This is a genomic window from Herbaspirillum sp. SJZ107, from assembly GCF_006715485.1.
Lineage (GTDB): Bacteria > Pseudomonadota > Gammaproteobacteria > Burkholderiales > Burkholderiaceae_D > Telluria.
The window spans coordinates 99,578-122,467 of sequence record NZ_VFNH01000003.1; the positions used below are offsets into that span (position 1 = coordinate 99,578).

The window sequence follows — 22,890 nt, forward strand, 5'->3', positions numbered from 1 at the left end:
CCATGATCCCATGTCTCCCGAGCTCGGCCTGGTCTGCATCACCGTGTCCAAGGACATCCGCTACCGCACCGTCACCCGCAAGCGCCTGCTCGAGCAGTCGGATGCCGGCCAGCGCAAGATCCTGGACGAGATCTACCGCGACAACATCCAGACCCTCGACGGCGCCCTGAATTACTGCCAGCGCGAAGGCATCCGCCTGTATCGCATGCCGTCCTCGATCTTCCCCTTCTTCGACGAGGACATCGGCCGCGAGGTGATGCAGCCGCTGGCCCCCGCACTGGCGCGCACCGGCGCGCGCGCGACGCAACTGGGCCTGCGCCTGGTGATGCATCCGGACCAGTTCGTGGTGCTCAGTTCCGACTCGCCCGAGGTGGTGGCCAACAGCATCAAGATCCTGCAGATGCATGCCGACATCATGGAGCTGTTGCAGCAGCCGCGCTCGCCGTGGGCGCTGCTCGAGATCCACGGCGGCAAGGCCAACCGCAGCGACGCACTGGTGGCGCGCATCCGCGACCTGCCGGATCCGATCCGCCTGCGCCTGTGCCTGGAGAACGATGAATACAGTTACGGCGCCCTCGACATCCACGACGTCTGCGTGAGGAGCGGCGTGCCGATGATCTTCGACGCCCACCACCACATCGTGCACGACAAGCTGTCCAGCTACGACGACCCGAGCGTGGCCGAGATGCTGGCCCGGGCGAGAGAAACCTGGGCCGAGCCGGCCCACCAGGTGGTCCACATCTCGAACGGCCGCGAGGACTTCAACGACCGCCAGCACTCGGACCTGATCGCGACCATGCCGGCCTCGTACGCCGGCGCGCCCTGGATCGAGATCGAGGCCAAGCTGAAGGAAGAAGCGATCGCCGGCCTGCGCGGCTGGAAAGCGGTGCAGGCCGGCCAGGCGGCCGTCGTCGGATAAGGCAATACGTCGCCCCTACGAAGGCAGGGGTCTAAGTTGCACGCATTTCGGCGACGTATCGAACTTGGGCCCCTGCCTTCGCAGGGGCGACGTTCCAGCATTGCAGACTACCGGTTGACGGCCGCCATCTGTGCCTCGGGATAGCGCGTCCCGGCCGCCGCGCCGCGCGGGAAGATCGCTTCCAGTTCGGTCAGCTGCGACGGCCCGATATCCAGGTCGACCGCTTCCACGTTCTGCTCCAGGTATTTACGGCGCTTGGTGCCCGGGATCGGCACGATGTCCGGTCCCTGCGCCAGCACCCAGGCCAGCGCCAGCTGGCCCGGCGTGCAGCCGGCTTCGTGTGCCAGCTCGCGCACCTTGTCCACCAGCGCGATGTTCCGGGCAAAATTCTCGCCCTGGAAGCGCGGGCTATTGCGGCGGTAGTCGTTCGGCGCGAAGTCTTCCGGCGTGCGGATCTCGCCGGTGAGGAAGCCGCGTCCGAGCGGGCTGTAGGGCACGAAGCCGATGCCATGGCGGCGGCAGGCATCCAGCACGCCCTCCTCCGGATCGCGCGTCCACAGCGAATACTCGCTTTGCAGCGCCGTCACCGGATGCACTTTCACGGCGCGTTCGATGGTCTCGACGGAGGCTTCCGACAGTCCGATATGACGGATCTTGCCGGCGCGGACCAGGTCGGCCAGCGCGCCCATGGTGTCCTCGATCGGCGTGCCCGGGTCGACCCGGTGCTGGTAATACAGGTCGATCGCATCGATGCCAAGGCGCGTCAGGCTGCCTTCGACCGCCTGGCGGATGTAGTCCGGACTGCCGTTGACGCGGTAGTCGGTGGGGTTCTGCGGCGTGCGCATGACGCCGAACTTGGTGGCGATGACCAGGCCCTCGCGGCGCCCGCGGATCGCCCGGCCCAGCAGTTCCTCGTTGGTGTGCGGGCCATACATGTCGGCGGTGTCGAACAGCGTCACCCCGAGGTCGATGGCACGCTGGATGGTGGCGATCGATTCGGCGTCGTCGCGGTTGGCGTAAAAATCGCTCATGCCCATGCAGCCCAGGCCGATGCTCGAGACCTGCAATCCGGTATTGCCCAACTGGCGCGTCTTCATTTGACTGACTCCGTGTTTGATAACGTGACGCCCACCATACGTGACCCTGCCCGGATACGGCACACGGCTCACGCTGCAATGCACCATTCAGGTGCAGCATACCCGCCATCAGGAATCGTAATTAGGCATTCGGGTGCTTGAGGCGCAAAATAAAACGGTCGTTTCCAAACGAACGCGGGCCACTTCCGGCCTGCCGCGGAATGGAGCGACCGACCGTATGAAGAAGCAAAAGTGATGAACCACCCCTGCCTGCCCGACCCGATCTTCCTCCCGTTTGCGCCACCGCGGCGGGCCAGCGCATGATCGTCCGCGACCGCCCGAACGGCCTGCGCCTGTTCCTGGTCATGCGCGGCTCGATCCTGCCGAGTATCTGGAAGAGCCTCGCCTTCACCACCCTGCTGGCGATCGCCGTCACCCTGCTTGATGGCCGCATCGACGGCGTCAAGATCACGGTCAGCGCCATCCCGTTCACGCTGATGGGACTGCCGCTGGCGATCTTCCTCGGCTTCCGCAACAACGCCGCCTACGACCGCTTCTGGGAAGGCCGCAAGCAGTGGGGCGAACTGGTACTGCGCAGCCGTACGCTGGCGCGCCAGTGCCTGTCGCTGGTTGGTGCAGATGCGGACGCGGACGACGGTGGCGTGCTGCGCGAGCGCATGCTCCGGCGTACCGTCGCCTATGCCCACGCCCTGCGCCACCACCTGCGCAAGACCGATCCCGCGGCCGACGTCGCACCCTGGCTGGCGCCGGACGAATGGGAAGGCATCCGCAGCCTGCCCAACCTGCCGCATGCGCTGATGCTGGCGATGGGCGCCGACCTGGCGCTGTGCCTGCGCGAGCGCCGCCTCGACCCGATGCTGGCGGCGCCGATCGACGCCACGCTGTCGAACATGACCGGCGTGGCCGCCGCCTGCGAACGCATCCGCGGCACGCCGATCCCGTTTTCGTACACCCTGCTGCTGCACCGCACCGCCCACCTGTACTGCATGTTCCTGCCTTTCGGCCTGGTCGACACCATCGGCTACCTGACGCCGCTGGTGGCCGCCATCGTCGCCTACACCTTCTTCGGCCTGGATGCCCTCGGCGACGAGATCGAGGAACCGTTCGGCCACTCCGACAACGACCTGCCGCTCGACGCCATCTGCCGCACGATCGAGATCGACCTGCGCACGGCGCTGGGCGAGCGGGACTTGCCCCCACAGCTGCTGCCTGAAAATTACCGGCTCAGCTGATTTCAAAAGAGTAGAGAGATGAAAACGGAATACCTGGATCGCATCCGCTGCGCGCAACTGCGCAAGCGCGTCACCGGCGCCCAAGAGGCCGCCACCTGGATCAAGGACGGCATGACCGTCGGCATGAGCGGCTTCACCCGCGCCGGCGACGTCAAGCTGGTCCCGGCCGCGCTGGCCGAACGCGCCAGGCTGGAGCCGCTGAAGATCACGCTGCTGACCGGCGCCTCGCTCGGCAACGACACGGACAAGCGGCTCACCGAAGCCGGCGCGCTGGCGCGGCGCATGCCCTTCCAGGTCGACCCGGTGCTGCGCGCCGCGATCAACCGCGGCGAGGTGATGTACATCGACCAGCACCTGTCGGAAACCGTCGAGCAGCTGCGCAGCCGCCACATCGCCCCGGTCGACGTCGCCGTGGTCGAGGCGGTAGCGATCACGGAAACCGGCGCCATCATCCCGACCACCTCGGTCGGCAACAGCGCCAGCTTCGCGATCCTGGCCGACAAGGTCATCGTCGAGATCAACCTGGCGCAGCCGACCGGCCTGGAAGGCCTGCACGACGTCTGGATTCCGAAAAAACGGCCGATGCGCGAGCCGATCCCGATCATGTCGGTCGAGCAGCGCGTGGGTACCACCGCGATCGAGATCCCGCCCGAGAAGATCGTCGCGATCGTGATCTCGGACCAGCCGGACAGCACCTCCTCGGTGCTGCCGCCGGATGCCGAGACCGCCGCCATCGCCGGCCACCTGGTGCGCTTCTTCGAAGACGAGATCCTGGCCGGGCGCCTGACCAACAGCCTGCTGCCGCTGCAGGCAGGCATCGGCACCATCGCCAACGCGGTGCTGGCCGGCTTCGTCGACAGCCCCTTCCACGGCCTCACCATGTATTCCGAAGTGCTGCAGGACTCGACCTTCGACCTGTTCGATGCCGGCAAGCTCGATTTCGCGTCCGGCTCCTCGATCACGCTGTCGCCCGAAAAGAGCGCGCAGGTGTTCCGCGGCTTCGAGCACTACCGCGACCGCCTGGTGCTGCGCCCGCAGGAAGTGTCGAATCACCCGGAAGTGATCCGGCGCCTCGGCATCATCGCGATCAACACCGCGCTCGAAGCCGACATCTACGGCAACATCAACTCGACCCACGTGAGCGGCACCCACATGATGAACGGCATCGGCGGCTCTGGCGATTTCGCGCGCAACGCCTACCTGTCGATCTTCGCGACCAAGGCCACCGCCAAGGGCGGCAAGGTGTCCTCGATCGTGCCGATGGTGACGCACGTGGATCATACGGAACACGACGTCGACATCATCGTCACCGAATACGGCCTGGCCGATCTGCGCGGGCTGGCGCCGCGCGAGCGCGCCGACGTGATCATCGAGAAGTGCGTGGCCGAGCCGTACCGCAGCATGCTGCGCGACTACCTGGCGGAAGCGAAGCTGCGCGGCGGCCAGACGCCGCATGTGCTGGAGAAGGCGTTTGCGTGGCATGAACGGTATCGGGAGACGGGGTCGATGCTGGAAGCGTAATTAATACTGTCGACATTAAAACCGTCGCCCCTGCGAAGGCAGGGGCCCAAGTTTTCAGCGCAGTCGAAACGCGACGAACTTGGGCCCCTGCCTTCGCAGGGGCGACGAGCTTACGCTAACTCATAAAGCCACACGCCCAGCCACCCACCCCTCGAACTCCCGCGCCGGCATCGCCTGGTGATATAAAAACCCCTGCGCCATGTCGCAGCCGTGCGCCCGCAGAAAACCTTTCTCGGCCTCGGTCTCCACCCCTTCCGCCACCACGTCCAGCCGCAGGCTGCGCGCCATCGCCAGCGCCGCCACCACGATGCCGGCCCGCTCGGCATCCGCATCGACGTTGGTCACCAGCGACTTGTCCAGCTTCAGCTCGTCCGGGCGCAGCCGGCTGATGTAGCTGAGCGAGGAATAGCCGGTGCCGAAATCGTCGATCGCGACCAGCACCCCGAGCGCGCGCAGGCTGTCCATGACGGCGCGGGTCTGGTCGGTGTCGGCCAGCTGCAGCTGTTCGGTGATCTCGATGCACAGCAGGTGGCTGGGCAGGCCGCTGGCGTGCAGCGCGCGTTCGACGGTCTGGGCCAGGCGGCCGGCCTTGAACTGGGCCGCGGTGACGTTGACGCCGATGCGCAGCGGTCCGTGCGCCAGACCCGGCCCCTCGTCATTCCACAGCGCGCCCTGGCGGCAGGCTTCGAAGATGGCCCAGCTGCCGATCGCCTCGCCCATCGACGCTTCTTCCAGCAGCGGCAGGAACACGTCCGGCATCACCAGTCCCAGCTCGGGATGATGCCAGCGCACCAGCGCCTCCACCGCCGCCGGGCGGTCGCCGTCGAGGGCGACGATCGGCTGGTAATACAGTTCCAGTTCGTGCCGTTCGAGCGCCAGGCGCAGGCCGGCGCCGAGGCGGGTGCGCATCTCCATGCGCGCGGTGAGTTCGGGGTGGTAGAACTGGACGTTGTTGCGGCCTTCTCCCTTGGCATGGTACAGGGCGCTGTCGGCGAAGCGCAGCAGCGTGCGGAAGTCCTGGGCATCGTCCGGGTACAGGCTGACGCCGGTGCTGATCGCGATGCGCAGCTCGTGGCCGTCGAAGTGCACCGGCTTGCCGCATTCGATGCGCAGCTTTTCGGTCAATGCCAGCACCGCCGCCGCGTCGCTGACCTCGGACAGCACCACCACGAACTCATCGCCGCCCATGCGGCCCACGATGTCGATCTCGCGCACCGTGCGGCTCAGGCGCGCGGCGGTTTCCTTGAGCACGGCGTCGTCCGCTTCGTGGCCGTAGCTGTCGTTGATGTGCTTGAAGTAGTCGATGTCGATGAACACCACCGCCAGGCGCGTGCGGTGGCGGCGCGCCACCGCGATGCCGTGGTCGACTTCCTCGTTCAGCAGCGCGCGGTTGGCGGCGCTGGTCAGGGCGTCGTGGTGGGCCAGGTGGGCCAGGTCTTCCTCGGCGCGCTTGCGCTGGGTGAGGTCGTTGATCTGGATGAGAAAATGCTGGGGCTCGCCGTCGGCCGGCAGCAGCGTGGCCGAGACCAGCGCCCACAGCAGGCGTCCGTCGCGCGTACGGTAGCGGCGCTCGTACTGGACCGCGTCGCTGCGCCCGGCCAGCAGGTCCTGCTGGTATTCCCTTTCGATGGCGTTGTCGCTGGCGTCGCCGAACGCGGCCTGGTCGCTGCCCAGCAGCTGGCCGGCCTCGAGCCCGAGCAGGCGGCACAGGGCGCGGTTGACGCGCACGAAGCGGTTGTCGCGGTCCAGCAGCGCCAGCCCGAGCGGGGCATTGTCGAAGGCGCCGCGGAAGCGCCGCTCGCTGTACGCCAGGCGCAGCTCGGCGGCGACCCGTTCGCGCATGTCGTGCAGCACGATCGCGACGCCGGTCAGGTGCTCGCCTTCGTCGCAGATCGGGCCGGCCGAGAAATCGACCGGGATGCGCTGGCCGTCGTGCTCGACCAGCATGGCAGCGCCGGCGCGCGGCAGGCCGCCCGGCGCCAGCGGCACCGCTCCGCCGCCGGCCGGGTCTTCCAGGCGCACCACCTCGGCCGCCGCCCGCCCGCGCAGTCCGCCGTGCAGCGTGCTTCCCTTGAGCAGGGCTTCGGCCGCCGGGTTGGCCAGCCCGACGATGCCGCCGGCATCGGTGGCGATGACGGCGTCACCGACCCCGCGCAGCACGGCAGCGAGCCAGCGCTCCGAATTGCGCACCATGCGCTCGACCGCGGCCTTGCGCAGCGCCACCTCGATGCCGGCGCGCAGCTCGCGGTTCTGGAACGGTTTCGTCAGGTAGCCGTAGGGCCAGGCATCGGCCGCGCGCTCGACGGTCTGGTCGTCGCTGTAGGCGCTCAGGAACAGCACCGGGATGTGCAGCTCCTTGCCGATGACGGAGGCGGCGGCGATGCCGTCCATGTCGCCCTTGAGCACGATGTCCATCAGGATCAGGTCGGGGCGCTCGGTGCGGGCGCGGGCGATGGCGTCGCGGCCGTTGTCGACGCAGCCGCACACCTGGTAGCCCATGTCGTGCAGCTGGCCGTCGAGATCCATGGCCACCAGCGACTCGTCCTCGACCACGAGCAGGATGGGCGCGGCCTGGGCGCGTGAGGCGACTGCTTCCTGCATCATGACGATCCTCGATGGGCGGGAATGCTGAACACCAGGGTGGCCAGCACGCCGCCGCCCTCGTCCGGCGATGGATCGATGGTGAATCGGGCGCGCAATTGGCCGCTCAAGGCAGAAACAAGTCTCAGACCAAGCGTGTGCGAGAAAGTTCGATCGAAGCCAGGCGGCAGGCCAACGCCGTCGTCGGCCACCGTCAGGCGCATGGTGCCGGCGCCGGCGCCGGGCTCGCTCACCAGGCACACCAAAATGCGGCCGTGCCGGCCTTCGGGAAAGCCGTGCTTCAGGCTGTTGGACACCAGCTCGTTCAGCAGCAGGCCGAGCGGCACCGCGACGTCGAGTCCGATCTCGACCGGCGCCGCCTCGACCCGCACCGCGATGCCGCGCTGCGCCGCCGAGGCCGCACCGGCCAGCTGCTCGCACAGCTCGGCGATGTAGGCGTCCAGCGCGATCGAGGACAGGGTGCGCGACTGGTACAGGCGCTCGTGCACCAGCGCCATCGTGCGCACCCGGCCGGCCGCCTCCAGCAGCGCCTGGCGCGCTTCGCTGTCGCGCAGGCCGCGGGTCTGCAGGTTGAACATGCTGATGATCAGCTGCAGGTTGTTCTTCACACGGTGGTACAGCTCCTTGAGCAGCGTGCTCTTGTCCTCCAGCGTGCGGCGCAGCGCTTCGTCCTGTTCCCAGCTGGCGGTCATGTCGCGCACGGTCACGATCACCAGCGCGCGCTCGCGCAGCGGGCTGGCCATGGCGTCGGCCGGAAAGCTGCTGCCGTCGCGGCGGCGGCCGTGCAGCTGGGCCGTGCCGTCGACGCCGCGCCGCAGCGGCGCCGCGCGCACGCGCTCGCACAGCGGCTGCGCCTGCGGCCCGGTCTCGTATAACAGGTCGTCGATCGCGATCCCGGCCATCGCCCCCTGCGCATAGCCGAACAACTGCTCGCCCTGGGCATTCGCGCGCGTGACCCGGCAGTCGAGGCCGACCAGCAGCACCCATCCGGGGTTTCCTCGAAGATCCCGCGCAAAAAGGCTTCACTGCGTTCGATTTCCTGGTTGGCGTCGCTCAGGCGCCGGCGGTCGCGCTCGGCGTCGTCGCGCTGGCGGGTGCGTTCGTGCAGCAGCGCGGCGGCCTGCACCAGCGCCTGGCCGACGTCGCGGGTCTCGCGCAGGTGCAGCGGCGGCAGCGTCACCGGTTCGCCGTAGCCGAGCGCGATCGCGGGGGGCACCAGCCCGCGGATCGAGCGTTCGATATGGCTGCCGATCGCGCGCACCAGCGCCAGGCCGAGCGTGAACATGGCCAGCGCGCCGAGCGCGATCCAGGCCAGCGAGCGCCACAGCGCGGCATTCAGGGCGCCGCGCGGCAAGGCGATCGCCACCGTCCAGTTGGACACCGCCGAGCGGCTGAACACGGTCACGTAAGGCACGCTGTCGGGACCGGGCTCGTCGACGATGCCTTCCGGCTCCAGCAGCAGGCCGCCCGCCAGGCCGGGATCGGCACGCCGGCCGACGTCGGCGCGCGAGCCGCGGCTGCGCCAGACGATGCGGGCAGTGCTGTCGTAGATGGTGGCGGTGACGTCGGGCGGGATGTTCTGGCGCGTCAGGATCGCGCCCAGGCGCTCGCCGACATACTGCATCGACAGCAGGTAGCGCACCTCCCCGCGGCGCAGCACCGGCACGTCGACGCTGGTCAGCAGCCGCCCCACGATCGGCGCGAAGTAGAGGTCGGACACCAGCGGCCGTCCGCTGTCGATCACGCGCCGCAGCTGCAGCGGATTGCCGTGCATCGGCAGCGGCGCACCGTAGGGCACGTGGGTGTTCACCACCTGGCGGCCGTCGCGTCCGACCAGCAGCAGGGTGTTGCCCGGCCGGTCGTGCAGCACCTCGGTGGCCTGGCCGTAGAAGGCGTGCAGGTCGGCGTGGTCGAGGTTGGGCGAAGTCGCCAGCGCCTGCATCGCGCCCTGGGCGCTGGCCAGTTCGCGGTCGATGGCCTGGGTGAGCGCGCGCGTGACGTCGAGCGTGGCGCGCTCGATGCCGGCACGTTCGCGCTGGTAGGAGTACAGGAAAAGCACGACGACGGCGCCGGCTGCCGGCACCATGCATGCAGCCAGCAGCATCGCCAGCCACTGGCGGATGGTGGGCGCTCGCCGCATCAGGTCGCGCAGGCGCATGGGGCGGTCTCCGGAGCCAAGACCGACAATCTAGGCCGATGCCCGCCGCCTGGCAAGCACGGCCCGGACTAGCAGCCGTGTATCAGAACCCCGCTTCGCGCCAGAACAGGCTGGCCAGTGCGCGCACGAAGCGCGTGCCCGGCGCTTCCCAGTCGCCGGCGATCACGACCTTGCCGCGCCAGGCGTGGCCGGCCAGCTGCGGCGCCTGCTGGTCGACGCTGAAGGTGACGCGGTACACGGCATGGTCCGGGTACCAGGCGCCCTGCTTTTCGCGCGCCGGCACCTGGCCGCCCTGCTGGGCCGCCCACAGGCCGCTCGGCAGCGTGCGGGTGGCGTCGCGGTCGATGCCGGCCACCGTCAGGCGCAGCGCCGGGCCGCCGGCGCCGTCGAGATAGAAGGTGGCATGGTCGCCCACGGCCACCCGGCGCACGGTGTCTTCGTCGAGGTAGGTGCTGGCGTCGAGCGCGCCCTCGCCCACCAGCACCGCGACGCGCTCGTTCTTGCCGACCCAGGTGCCGGGCCGGAGCTCCGGATCGAGATCGCGCAGCGTGCCGGCGAAGGGCGCCAGCGGACGGTAGCGCGCCGCGTCCTCGTCCAGCGCCGCCAGCTGGGCCTCGGCGGTGGCCAGCTGCTCGCGCAGCACCACGCTGTTGGCGCGCTGCTCGGCATCGAAGCCGGCCGATCCGGCCTGCCAGCGCAGGCGTTCTATTTCCGCTTGCAGCGCCTGGCGGCGGCTGCCGTTTTCCGGCACCGCGAACTGGACCAGCAGCTGGCCCGCCTCCACCTGCGCGCCTTCGCGCAGCGGCAGCCCGCTCACCTGGGCGTGGTCCGGCGCATGCACCGCGAATACCTTGGCCGGCTTGAGGACCGCCCCGCCCTGCACCCGGGTCGGCCAGGGCACGGCAAACAGGACCAGCAGCAGCAGCGCCAGCACGATGGTGCGGCGTCCGCGCGCACTGTTGCGGATCTGCGGCCACAGGCTGCGCCACACCTTGACTTCGCCCGCGATCGGGCGGATGACGAACCAGCTCATTTCAATGCAAAAAAGGAACAGACCGACCAGCTTGATGAAGAAGTGGTACACCAGCAGTGCGATGCCCACGAACACGGTAATACGATAGAGCCAGACCGCCCAGGCGAACAGGATCAGGCCGACGTGGCGACGGCGCGGAAAGTACTCGGGCGGCTCGGCCTTGAAGCCGAACAGGCGCTCGCGCAGGTCCCAGCGCGCCAGCGCAAAGGCGCGCGCATGCAGGTTCGGCATGTCGAGCCAGTCGGCCAGCACGAAGTAGCCGTCGAAGCGCATGAACGGGCTGGCGTTCACCGCCAGCGTCGCGATCCAGGTGGTGGTGGCGAGCGGGAACACGATCTCGCGCAGCATCCCGTCCGGCAGTACGGCCCAGGCCAGCGTCGCCCAGACGGCGATCAGGAGTTCGGTGGCGACGCCGGCCATCGCGACCTGCTGGCGCCAGGATCGCTTGTCGAGGCGCCAGACGTCGTTGGTATCGGTGTACGGCACCGGCCACAGCACCAGGAAGGCCAGGCCCATCGCCGGCACCCGGCAGCCGCGCCGCTTGGCGGTGACCGCGTGCCCGAGTTCGTGCGCGCATTTTACGAGCGTCAGCGCCACCGCGTAGGCGAACAGGCCGCCGGGCGTGAACGAGCCGGCCAGCGTGGTGCTGAATACGTCCCACTGGCGCCACACCAGCGTGGCGCCGAGCAGCAGCGCCAGCAGCGTCATCACGGCAAAGCCGCGCGAGAACACCCATTCGAAGGCGGGCGCGGCACGCGTCAGCCAGCGGTCCGGTTTCACCAGCGGGATGCGGAAGAACAGGTAATGGTGCAGCAGCTGCGTATGCCACTTGCCGGCCGCGGCCCGGTGGCGCGCCGCCATCGCTTTACTGGAGGCGACCGGATCGGGCCGCAGCAGCTGGTTATCGTGCAGGAACTTCTGCACGGCCTCGACGTCGGCACGCTCCAGGTCGAGGGGCGTGTCGGCGCGCAGCGACAGCAGGATGTCGTCCGGGTTGCCGAGCGACCAGCGGCACAGGATCTCGAAGGTGGTCCAGTCGATGCGGAAGAACTGGTTGCGCACCGGGTCTTCCAGCGTATGGCTGGGCTCCCCGGTCGCCAGTGCCGGGCCGCGGTGCAGGCCGAGCTCTTCGCGCAGCGGCGGTAGCGTGTAGTAACTCATATTAATCAGAGACCACGGGTCACAAGCCGATCATTTGGCGCATCGCCGCCAGCGGCCGGCGCAGGATCCAGTAGGCCAGCGGCGCCCAGGCCCCGGACAGCTTCGCCGTGCCCTTCAGGCCGACGCGCTGGCCGGTGTCGCCGTCCAGCCTGGCGCGCACGCGGTAGGCATAGCTGCCGTCCGGACGCGCCTGCGCTTCATAGGCCACGTAGCGCACCGTGGCCGTCACCGGATCGAGCGGGCTCGATGCCAGGTACAGCTTGAGCGGCGCGCCGCTCTCGAGCGGGAGCGCATCGCCCACCGCCAGCCAGGCCTCGACCTCGACATCGCGCGGCGAGGCGATGCGCATGATGCGCTCGCCGGTGCCGACCGGACGCCCGCTCCACTCGCCGGCATCGTCGAACAGCGCGATGCCGTCGCGCGGCGACAGTACGGTCGAGCGTTCCAGCTGGCCGTGCACGAAGCCGGCTTCGGCGCGCCTTTCCTCGATCTTGCCCTGCAGCACGGCCAGCTGGTTGCGCGACTTGCCGTCGGCCAGTACCTGCTGCAGCGCCTGGCGGTACTCGGCTTCGGCGGTGGCCAGTGCCTGCGCCGCCACCGCGTCGCGGCTTTCCAGCTGCGCCTGGTCGAAGTGGAACAGCGGATCGCCCTTTTTGACCGCCTGGTTCGGCTTGACGTCGATGGCGGCGATTACGCCTTCCAGCGGCGAACGGATCGCGGCCGGATTGGCCGGCACCAGTTCGCCCGGCGCCAGCACGGTCAGGCGCACCGGCACGCACAGCAGCGCGGCAATCGCCAGCGCTACCTGCGGCACGCGCCGGCGCCACCAGGGCAGGCGCTGCGCCGCCTCGTGCGCGCGGCGCCGGCGCAGGCGCGCGCGCAGGGCCAGCGGCGACAAGGCCAGCGGCGGCGTGCGCGCCGTCCAGGCGTGGCGCAGGATGTCGGCCCACTCCGTGAGCAGCGGCAGTTCGCTGTCCAGCCAGGGGATGTCGCGCGCCAGCAGCAGGCCGCCGCGCGCCGGGTGGCCTTGCGCACCGGGCGCGATCGGCAGCCACAGCGCGTAGGCCGGCAGCCAGTCGGCCCATTCCTGCGCCAGTTCCGGCGCCACCTCGGCGGCGCCCAGCGCACGCGCCTGCCCGTCCTGCTGCAGCGCCGCCACCAGCCGGCCCAGCCACTGCACATAAGGCGCATTCGCCTCGATCTGCACCACGCCGGACAGCGCGCACACGCCGCGGTCCTCGAACCACAGCGCGGCCTGGCGGTACGGCGCCAGCGCATGGCTGCCATTCACGGCCAGGAAATCCAGTTCGACCGCCTCGCCGGCATGGCGCGCGCGGTGCGCCAGGTCCAGCAGGGTGGCCAGCGGGGTACTGGCGTCAGGGTGTCTGTCCATCGCTCATCTCATTCCATTAACCGCGCGCCATGCTGCGGGCGCGCAGCTGGGCGCTCAGCCCGGCCTTGCCGGCCGGCGCACGCAGTTCGCCCGTGCTGCGCTGCACCCCATCTTGCTGCCCGGTGCGCTGCTGGCCCACGTTGATGCGGAACAGCGCAACCGCCTCGCGCCCGCCGAGGTCGCGTGCAATCAGCTTGATCTTCAGTTCGCCTTGCAGTCCCTTCGGCACGTCGCCGGTGAACTGGCCGGTCTGGCCGTTGAACTGGACCCAGGCCGGCAGCGGACGGCCATCCTGCTGCACCGCGACCAGGCGCACCGTCGCATTCGGCTGGGTGTGCGCAAAGGCATCGGCCGGTATCGTCATCGACAGGTCGTGGCCGCTCTCCGCGAACTGGTCGGGCACGCCCTGGAACAACACCAGCGCCGGTTCCTCGGCCTTGGCGACCACGGTGCGGAAGCCTTCGGTGCGGGTATAGATGTCCGACAGCGCGGCGGCGCGCAAGTCGATGACCGGCTGCTCGGCGGCGCGTGTGCCCACGCCGTAGCCCAGCTGCACGCTGTCGCCGGCGGCCAGGCTGCCCGGTGCCGATTCGCTGCGCACGCGGCTGTCGGCGGCCTGGCTGACCGGGGTCGGTTCCGCCACCGGCGTCGGCGCCGATGCCGCCACGGCGACCGGCGCGGCGGGCTGCACCAGCGGCGCTGCCACGGGGGCCTGCAGCGGCGGGCTCACGCTCACGAGACCGGTATTGGTGCCGCTGCCCACGTTGCCGGCCGGGTCGGTGATGGTGGCCGTGACGTCGTAGTTGCGGCCCACGGTCAGGGGCGCCGCGGTGCCGGATACCGGCGTGGCGCTGGCCAGGTCGAGCGACCAGCTGCCGTTCGCGGCCGCGACCTCGTAGGTGGCGCCGTTGATGGTCACGCGCAAGGTCTCGCCCGCAGCCGGATTGGCGCTGCCGTTCAGCACTGGCGTGGCACTGGTGGTGGTGAGGTCGTTCACGGTCGGCGCTGCGGGCGCCACGGTGTCGAGCACGACCGCGCGCGTTGCCGTCGTGCCATCCAGGCCGGCGGCCAGGTTGGTCACGCGCGCCTCGATAGTCCAGTTGCCGGTATGCGCGCCGTTGTCGGTCACGCTCCAGGTCGTGCCCGAGGTGGCGGCGGTGGTCCAGGTGGCGCCGCCGTCGAACGATACCTGCACCGCCTCGTTGCGGCCGAGCGGCGCGCCGATGCTGCCGCTGACGGTACGGCCGGCCGAGCCGTCGCTGGTGATGAAGTCGGTGGCGGAGACGCCGGTGTCCTTGTCCATCGAGCCGATCGTCAGCGGCTGCCCCGGGACCCGTGGATTGCCGACCTCGATCGTGACCCTGGCCGTCGCCGCCGATGCGCCGTCCGAACCGTTGACGACCACCTCATGGGTCCCGGCGCTGCCGCGCGGCGGCGTGCCGGTGAAGGTGCGCGTGGCCGGGTCGAAAGCCAGCCAGGACGGCAGCGGCGAACCATCGGCCAGCGTGGCCGTGTAAGCGAGCGCCGGGCCGTCGACGTCGGTGAACGCCGGAACGCCGAGCGGCGCCATCGGCTCGCCGACGGTGCCGTTGCCGGCCGCGCCGCCGTGCGCCACCGGGGCGTCGTTGACCGCGGCGATGGTCACCGACACCGTGTAGGTGTTGCTGCCGCCCTTGCCGTCGGCAACGCTGTAGCGGAAGCTGTCGGCGCCGTTGTAGTCGGCGGCCGGCGTATAGGTATAGCGGCCGTCGGCGTCGATGACGACGCTGCCGTGCACCGGCGCACCGGCCAGCGCATAGGCGACGCGGTCGCCGTCGGCGTCACTGGCGACCGGCAGGTTGCCGGACACCGGGGTGTCTTCGCGCGTGGCGATGGCGGTATCGCGGGCAACCGGGACGTCGTTCACCGGCGTGACGTCGACAGCGACCGTATGGGTGTTGCTGCCGCCGTGGCCGTCGCTCACGGTATAGGTGAAACTGTCGGCACCGCTGTAATTCGCGGCCGGGGTATAGGTATAGCTGCCGTCGGCGTCGATGCGGACCGTGCCGTGTGCCGGGTCGCCGGCCCTGGCGTAGGTGACCGTATCGCGCTCGGCATCGGTGGCGCCTGGCAGCGTACCCGTTTTGACCGTGTCTTCCCGCGTCGTGATCGCGCTATCCGCCGCGATGGGCGCATCGTTCACCGGCGTCACGTCGATGTCGACGGTATAGGTGTTGCTGCCGCCGTGGCCGTCGCTGACGGTGTAGGTGAAACGGTCGGTGCCGAAGTAGTTCGCGGCCGGGGTGTAGGTGTAGCGGCCGTCGGCGCCGATGCCGACCGTGCCGTGCGCCGGGTCGGCGGCCTTGGCGTAGGTTACCGTATCGCGGTCGATGTCGGTAGCCGGCGGCAGGGTACCGGTTGCCGCCGTATCCTCGGCCGTCACGATCGTCGCGCCGGCGGCGACCGGCGCATCGTTGGCCGGGTTGACCGTCACCTCGACGGTGTAGGTGTTGCTGCCGCCGTGGCCGTCGCTGACCGTGTATTGGAAACTGTCGGCGCCGTTGTAGTTTGCGCCGGGGGTATAGGTGTAGCGGCCGTCTGCGTCGACGCTGACGGTGCCGTGCGCCGGGCCGCCGGCCTTGGCGTAGGTGACCGTATCGGACTCGACGTCGGTAGCGCGTGGCAGCGTGCCCGTTTTTACCGTGTCTTCCACCGTCGTGATCGCGCTATCCGCAGCGACGGGCGCGTCGTTTACCGGCGTCACGTCGATGTCGACGGTATACGTGTTGCTGCCGCCATGGCCGTCGCTGACGGTGTAGGTGAAGCTGTCGCTGCCGTTGTAGTGCGCGGCCGGGGTGTAGACATAGCTGCCGCCGGCGTCGATGCTGACGGTGCCGTGCGCCGGGTCGGCGGCCTTGGCATAGGTGACCGTGTCATGATCGAGGTCGGTGGCCTGCGGCAGCGTGCCGCGCTTGACCGTGCCTTCGGCGGTGACGATCGCGGTATCCGCAGCGACTGGCGCATCGTTGTCCGGGTTGACCGTCACCTCGACCGTATAGGTGTTGCTGCCGCCGTGGCCGTCGCTGACGGTGTAGGTGAAACTGTCGGCGCCGTTGTAGTTCGCGGCAGGGGTGTAGGTGTAGCGGCCGTCGGCATCGATGACGACGGTGCCGTGCGCCGGGTCGCCGGCCCTGGCGTAGGTGACGGCGTCGCGGTCGGCGTCGGTGGCCACGGGCAGCGTACCCGATGCCGGCGTGTCCTCTGCCACCGTGATGCGGGTGCCGGCACCCAGCGGCGCGTCGTTGACCGGGGTGACCGTCACGCTGACCGTGTAGGTGTTGCTGCCGCCATGGCCGTCGCTGACGCTGTAGCGGAAACTGTCGCTGCCGTTGTAGTCGGCGGTCGGGGTGTAGATATAGCTGCCGTCGGCATCGATGCTGACCGTGCCGTGCGCCGGGTCGCCGGCCTTGGCATAGGTGACCGTGTCATGATCGAGGTCGGTGGCCGGCGGCAGCGTGCCGCGCTTGGCCGTGTCTTCGGCCGTGGCGATCGCGGTGTCCGCGGCGAAAGGCGCATCGTTGCCCGCATTGACCGTCACCTCGACCGTGTAGGTATTGCTGCCGCCGTGGCCATCGCTGACGGTGTAGGTGAAACTGTCGGCGCCGTTGTAGTCGGCGGCCGGGGTATAAGTGTAGCCGCCGGCCGGTGTGATGACGACCGTGCCGTGCGCCGGATCGCCGGCCTTGGCGTAGATGACCGGTTCGTTCTCGGCGTCGGTGGCCACGGGCAGCGTGCCCGACACCGGCGTGTCCTCTTGCGCCGTGATGCGGGTACCGCTTGCCACCGGCGCGTCGTTGACCGGGGTGACCGTCACGCTGATCGTATAGGTGTTGCTGCCGCCGTGGCCGTCGCTGACGCTGTAGCGGAAACTGTCGCTGCCGTTGTAGTCGGCCGCCGGGGTATAGGTATAGCTGCCGTCGGCGTCGATGCGGACGGTGCCGTGTGCCGGATCGCCGGCCTTGGCATAGGTGACGGTGTCGTGATCGAGGTCGATGGCCGGCGGCAGCATGCCGGTCTGCGCCGTGTCTTCGGCCGTGACGATCGCGCCGTCGGCGGCAACCGGCACTTCGTTCACGTTGGTCACCGTGACCGTCACGTCCTGCAGGCTGGCGTTGCCGGCGGCATCCACTGCGCGCACCTGCACCAGGTAGGTGTTGCGGCCGTTGGTGGCGCCGTCCTGCGGCAGTTCGTAGTCGGGCGCGTCGCGGAACGCCAGGGCACCGGCCGGCGTGATCGTGAAGCGCTCGGCGTCTTCGCCGCCCGCCAGCGACCACGTCACGCTTTCGTTCGCGGTGAAGGTGTGCAGCGCGAGCGTGCCTTCGGGTACGCTCAGCCGGCTGGTGATGCCGCCCGCGCCGCCCGGTCCGCCGATCTGCGGTGCGGCGGTGTCCACCGCCAGGGTCAGGCTGGCCGGCGCGGTATTGTCGTTGTGTGCCAGGTCGGTCACCTTGCCGGCGGCGATGCGCACCTGCACATCGGTCGCCGCCACGCCGTCCGCCGGGGTGTAGAGCGCCGTATAGCTGGTCGGGCCGAGCTGCGTGAGCGGGCCGATCGTGCCCGAATCCACGGTCACGTCGTCCTGCGTGAAACTGGTGCCGACGTCTTCGCTGAAGGTGAAGGTCAGCATCTTGCTGCCACCCGCCTTGATGACGCCGTCGGCGGCGCCGATGGTGACGGTCGGCGCGATCTCGTCGACGTCGCCCACCGTGACCGTCACTGCGCGCTCGCTCTGGTTGCCGCTGTCGTCGCGCGCGGTCACGGTGAAGCTGTAGGTGCGCTTGGCTTCGAAGTCGAGGTTGCCGGCGGCCAGGCGCACCGCGCCGCCGGCGTCGATGGACAGCAGGCCGGCATCGCCCACGCCGGACTTGAGGCCGTAGGTCACGGCGCCGTTGGTGAAGTCGACGGCATCGGTGGCCGCGGCCGTGTACAGCAGCGGCTGGTTTTCCAGCGGGTTCGCCGTCGTGCCCGAGGTGAAGGTCGGGGCAATGTCGTCGACGTTGGCCAGGTTCAGCGTGACGCTGGTGGCATTCGACCAGTTGCCGGCCAGGTCACGCGCCTGCACCGCGTAGGTGAAGCTGTTGGCGCCGGTCTCGTAGTCGTTGCTGGCGGCGCCGGCAGCGCGGCCGTTCGCGGTCAGCGTGATGTTGCCGCTGCCGTCGATGGCGAACCAGCCGTCGGCGCTGGTGGCGCTGCCGCCGGTCGCGCCGGCGTTGGCGAAGCGGAAGCCGGTCACGCCGGTGTCGTCGGCGGCGGCCACCGTGCCGATGGCACCGGCGCCCGCGCTGCGGTTCTCGGTGTACGCGAAGGCCTGGCCGGCAGCCACGACCGGCGCGATGGTGTCCGGTGGCGGGTTGTTGAAGTCGATGCCGAGGTCGGCCCGGCTGGAACCGGTGACGGCGCTCGCAAGGTTGCTGGTGAAGGCGCCATTGTTGAATGTGACGCCGAAGTTGCCGATGTCGTTGGCGTCGGTGTGCGCCAGTGCATTGCCGCTGAAACTCAGCTGGGCGGTGGTGGCACTCGTGCGCGTGACGTGGGCAGTCAAGCCGGCCGGCAGGTTCGAGAAGCTGGCGTCCAGCTCCTGGCCGTTGACGCCGGCAAAAGTCGCCGCGCTGCCGCCGGCATTGCTGCCGGACAGGGTGATGGTCGTGGACATGACCGCACCGTTGTTGGCGTCGGTTTCCGTGAGCGTGGTGTTGGCGTAGCTCAGCTTGGGCGCCGGGCTGGCGATTTTCGTGGCGCCCCAGTCGTGCAGTTCGAAATCGAGGTAGAAATAAGCGGTGCCGTTGAAGGTGCCGCTCGCCGCCGCGACCGCCCCGGTACGGATCTGGAACGAATTCATCGAGTCGTAGAACACCTGCACGCGGTAGTTGTTGTTACGCGTGTCGGTGTTGTTGGTCGGCGTGCCGCTGGCCGGGTCGTACTGGAAGCGCACCGAGCCGTCGCTCTGCACCTGGGTCTTGAGCTCCGAACCGGACTGGTAATAGGCGAAGCCGCGGAATTCCTGGTACTGCCGGTCCGAGCTCGTATTGGTCACACCATCGATGTCGTACGAGTTGACCACCACATTCTGCAGCGTGGCCTGGGCACCGGACGTGGTATAGAAGTTCACCGTGAACGTGGCCCCGCCGCCTGCCTGGGTCACTTTCATCTGGGGCTGGAACGAGGCGATCTCGCTGGCCGTCGAATTGGCATCGGTAAAATCGTAGCTGGTGATGTTGGCGCGGTCCAGGGTGGTCGTGATCTCGGCGTTGATCTGTTGGCCGCCGATAGTGATCACATTGCTGAAGCGGACCACGTCGCCCGTCCTGGTTCCCGGATTCGATGTATCGCCCAGGCCGCCTACGCGGGCCACCAGCACGCCACCCTGGAAGCTCAGTTGCCGCTGCTGGGCATCGAACACCGTGGTCTCGAGTTCGCCCTGCCACCCTGCCCTGTCGAGCTCGATCGCCTGCGCCTCCACCGTGCCGGCCCGGGTTTCCAGCGTCCAGTTGCCGCCAAAGGCCTTCGACCCGGTGATGTCGGTCGATGCCGCCACATCGGCGCCGGTGAACTGCGCCATGCGCGAGACGAAGCCGCTGCCGCTGTCGCCCTGGCCGACGTCGCAACCATAGATCAGGATGTCGCCACCGGCCGCCAGGTGCGTGCCCAGCGCGGCCAGCCGGCCGGCATGGGCATCCAGGTTGTCGACCGACAGGCGCTCGCTGCCGAGGTCGACCTGCCCGGCCGCGCCGTGCGTCACCAGGTGCAGCGCATCGACCGGCGCATGGCCGTCCAGCGCCGCGATCATCTGCTGCAGGCCATCCTTCGTATGGTCCAGCACTACCACCTCGACACCCGGCTGCACCGCGGCCGCCAGCTTCTGGTAGTCCGGCACGTTATCCTCGATGAAGACGATTTCCTGGCGCGGCGTGTCCGCCGGCAGTACGGCCGCGGCGACATGGGTGTCCTGCTGCGCCACGGCAGGGTGCGCGGCGCTGCGCTCGGCCGGCAGGTCGGCCGGCACTGCGGCTGCCGCCTTGGCTGCGGCCACCGCGGCATCGGCGGTGGCGCCGTCGAACATCACGCGCGGTTCCAGCGCCAGCGGCGCCGGGCCGCGGCGGTTCAGGGCGCGGCGCGGCCTGGCCGGCCGGGTCGGATCGAAGTCGTTGTGGTCGAGGGCGGGGATGGATTTCATGCAGGTCTGGACGATGTGATTGTTTTTGTAAGACGTGTTACTGGCCGGCCGGGGCGGTGAGCGCGACGCGGCCGCTCATGCCGGCGATCAGCTCGGGAAAGCGGCCGTCGATCGCGGCGGAGAGCTTGATCGACTGGCTGACCGGATCGACGCGGGCACCGATGCGCTGCACCTTGGCCGGGTAGGTCTTGCCGGTTTCGTCGATGCGCACCTGGAAGGCGTAGCCGGGCTTGACCCAGGCCAGCCAGCGCGACGGCACCAGGAATTCGAGTTCGAGCACGGAATCGTCGAGGATCTCGAGCAGCGCCTGGCCCGGCTGCACGTACTGCTGTTCGCGCACCTTCTGCTCGGCCACGCGGCCGGAAAACGGCGCGGGAATCGCGCACTTGGACAGCAGCACGGTGTTGGCGGCGACGTCGGCCCTGGCCTTGCCGAGTTCGGCCTCGGAGGCTTGCAGCTCGACCTTGCCGACCGAGTTCAACTCGTCCAGTCGCTTGTTGGCGCTGAAGGTGCGCTCGGCCGCGCCCAGCACGGCCTTCGCTTTCTGCAACTGCGCCTGCTGCAGCGAGCAGTCGAAGGACACCAGCACCTGGCCGGCGCGGAAGGCGCTGCCTTCGGCCACGGCCACGCGGCTGACCTTGGCACCGATCTCGGCGGCCACCGTGGTGAAACGGCGTGGCGCCAGCTGGGCGCGGATGTCCTGCTTTTCCAGTGCCGGACGGGCAGGCGCAGCCGCCGCCGGGGCGGCTGCCGATGCCCCCTGGGCCGCGCACAGGGCAGCCACGGCCAGCAGCCATTCGAATGATGCTTTCATGACGGTATTCCGGTGAGGGTTATTTGACCTGCTGCCACTCGCGCATCGAGGCGCCGACGTCCTTGGTCAGCTGTTCCAGCGACAGTTCGCCGACGCTGCCCAGGCGCGGCTCGAGGCCGGTGGTCGCCTGCAGCTTGCTGGCCGCGCCCTGCAACTGGGCCAGCGACTGGTAGCGGCGCAGCAGCGACAGGATCGCCGTGGTGTTGTTGGCGACCAGTTCGAGCTGGCTCTGGGCCTCGACCTGCTGGCGGTTGCGCACGTGCTCGGCGATCTTGGCGTCGGCCTGCCAGATCTGGTCGGCGCGCAGGTACTGGCGGTAGGCGATCTGGTACTGCAGGCGCGACAGGTGCACCTGGGTCAGCACCGACATCTGGGTGGCGACGCGGCGCTGGTCGGCCAGCTTGACGCCGGCTTCGGCCAGGCGCTTCTGGGCCGGCCCCGAGAGCAGATTCATCACGTTCCACGACAGGTGCAGGCCGGCGTCGTTCCAGTGGTTGTTGATCAGGTATTTGTCGGTGTCGTAGCGCAGGTCGTAGTTGAACGACAGGTTCGGGAACAGGCGCAGCATGGTCTTGCGCGTTTCCTCGACCGCGATGCGGCCGTTGTAGAACTGCTCGCGCAGGTCGGCGTTCTGGGTCACGGCCAGCTCTTCCAGGCGCGCGACCGGGATCTCCATCAGGTGCGCCTGGCTGCCGTCTTCCTGCGGCTCGGCCACTTCGAAGCCCTGCTCCAGCGGCGCATTGATCAGGCTTGCCAGTTCGACGCGGCCACTGGCCAGTTCCTGTTCGATGCTCTCGAGCAGGCGCAGGTTTTCCAGCAGCTGGCGCTGGTAGCGCAGCGTGTCGACCGGCGAACGCAGGCGCTCGCTCTCGGCCTTGCGCGCATCGGTCAGCGCGGCCTCGGCCATGTCGATGGTCTGCTTGACGTCCTTGCGCAGTTTCTGGGCGCTGACGGTGCGCCAGAACGCGGTGCGGACGTCGGCGATCAGCACGTGCATTGCCTTGCGGCGGCGTTCGGCGGCGATCAGCACGCGGTCGGCGCTCTGTTTCGCGGTCAGGTAGGACATGCCGAAGTCGAGCATGTTCCAGGTCAGCCCGAGGTCGTACGCGGCGTGGCTGCGCTCGGTCGAGATATAGGGATTGGCAAGCGATGGCAGCCCGGTCACGGAGTCGACGCTGCGCGTGATCAGTTCCTGGTCGCGCCAGCTGTAGCCGGCATTCGCCATTACCCGCGGCAGCATGTCGAGGTTGGCGGTGTCGAGCTGGTTCATGGCCAGCGCCTCTTCCATCAGGCGGGTACGGCGGTCGAGGTTGTACTTGAGGGCGCGCGCAATCGCCTCGTCCATGGTCAGCTGGCCGGCAATCGGCGGCACGCCGGTGCGTGCGGCCTGGCGGTCGCTGCTTGCCTGTTTCTGGATCGCGTCGGCGCTCAGGGGCTGGACCTGCACGGTGCCGCAACCGGCAAGCAGCGCGGCAGCCAGCATGGCGGTGCCCAGGGCAGCCGTTTTTTTAGGCAAAAGGGGGGTAAACCGGCCTGGCCGGGTCGCTGAAATGGACATGGTGATATCGTTCGGTGGTGGGCGCCGTTAGGCGTCGGCAGGGCTTTATTCGTGCAACGGCAACTTGTGTGGACAAAAGAATTTTAACTGGGAGTTGTCACACATCAACAGTCCTAACAGGGCCCACTGTATTTATTTGTGGCCGCCGGGCAACGATTGATTCCGAACGATTTCCTTGAATTAACAAATC

At 69.0% G+C, this 22,890-nt stretch carries 11 protein-coding genes; 3 read left to right on the forward strand and 8 right to left on the reverse strand.

The features are described from left to right. Positions 1–10 precede the first annotated feature (10 nt). Positions 11–919 (forward strand): UV DNA damage repair endonuclease UvsE, encoded by a 909-nt coding sequence (gene uvsE / locus FBX97_RS18635; RefSeq protein WP_141834932.1) that lies wholly within the window; start codon positions 11–13, stop codon positions 917–919. A 107-nt stretch (positions 920–1,026) separates the two neighbouring features. On the opposite strand, the gene FBX97_RS18640 is transcribed toward uvsE, so the two are convergent. Further along, on the reverse strand, positions 1,027–2,016 hold the full coding sequence (locus FBX97_RS18640) for an aldo/keto reductase (RefSeq protein ID WP_141834935.1): 990 nt from the start codon (positions 2,014–2,016) through the stop codon (positions 1,027–1,029). Between the two features lie 299 nt (positions 2,017–2,315). On the opposite strand from FBX97_RS18640, the gene FBX97_RS18645 reads away from it, so the two are divergent. Next, the gene (locus FBX97_RS18645; protein WP_141834938.1) at positions 2,316–3,248 is read left to right on the forward strand and encodes a bestrophin family protein; all 933 of its coding nucleotides are present in this window, start codon (positions 2,316–2,318) and stop codon (positions 3,246–3,248) included. 18 nt (positions 3,249–3,266) lie between these two features. Continuing rightward, complete coding sequence (locus FBX97_RS18650; RefSeq protein ID WP_141834941.1) at positions 3,267–4,769, forward strand: acetyl-CoA hydrolase/transferase family protein; 1,503 nt, start codon at positions 3,267–3,269, stop codon at positions 4,767–4,769. Positions 4,770–4,889: 120 nt separating this feature from the next. On the opposite strand, the gene FBX97_RS18655 is transcribed toward FBX97_RS18650, so the two are convergent. The 7 genes from FBX97_RS18655 to FBX97_RS18685 all read right to left on the reverse strand — a co-directional run bounded on the left by FBX97_RS18655 (position 4,890) and on the right by FBX97_RS18685 (position 22,625). Further along, complete coding sequence (locus FBX97_RS18655; RefSeq protein ID WP_141834944.1) at positions 4,890–7,373, reverse strand: EAL domain-containing protein; 2,484 nt, start codon at positions 7,371–7,373, stop codon at positions 4,890–4,892. Next, positions 7,370–8,353, reverse strand: coding sequence for a sensor histidine kinase (locus FBX97_RS18660; RefSeq protein WP_141834947.1), 984 nt, complete (start codon positions 8,351–8,353; stop codon positions 7,370–7,372). The genes FBX97_RS18655 and FBX97_RS18660 overlap by 4 nt, the downstream gene beginning before the upstream one ends. A 1,257-nt stretch (positions 8,354–9,610) precedes the next feature. Further along, positions 9,611–11,722: an HlyD family efflux transporter periplasmic adaptor subunit gene (locus FBX97_RS18665; protein ID WP_141834950.1), complete on the reverse strand. Its 2,112-nt coding sequence runs from the start codon at positions 11,720–11,722 to the stop codon at positions 9,611–9,613. 19 nt (positions 11,723–11,741) lie between these two features. Next, positions 11,742–13,115: an efflux RND transporter periplasmic adaptor subunit gene (locus tag FBX97_RS18670; RefSeq protein ID WP_141834953.1), complete on the reverse strand. Its 1,374-nt coding sequence runs from the start codon at positions 13,113–13,115 to the stop codon at positions 11,742–11,744. A 16-nt stretch (positions 13,116–13,131) separates the two neighbouring features. After that, a complete protein-coding gene (locus FBX97_RS18675; protein ID WP_141834956.1) occupies positions 13,132–20,328 on the reverse strand; it encodes an Ig-like domain-containing protein in 7,197 nt (2,398 codons plus the stop codon). A 37-nt stretch (positions 20,329–20,365) separates the two neighbouring features. Beyond that, positions 20,366–21,142, reverse strand: coding sequence for an efflux RND transporter periplasmic adaptor subunit (locus FBX97_RS18680; protein ID WP_141834959.1), 777 nt, complete (start codon positions 21,140–21,142; stop codon positions 20,366–20,368). Between the two features lie 19 nt (positions 21,143–21,161). Beyond that, positions 21,162–22,625 carry a TolC family protein gene (locus FBX97_RS18685; protein WP_141834962.1) on the reverse strand — a complete coding sequence of 488 codons (1,464 nt, stop codon included), beginning with the start codon at positions 22,623–22,625 and terminating at the stop codon, positions 21,162–21,164. Positions 22,626–22,890 lie beyond the last annotated feature (265 nt).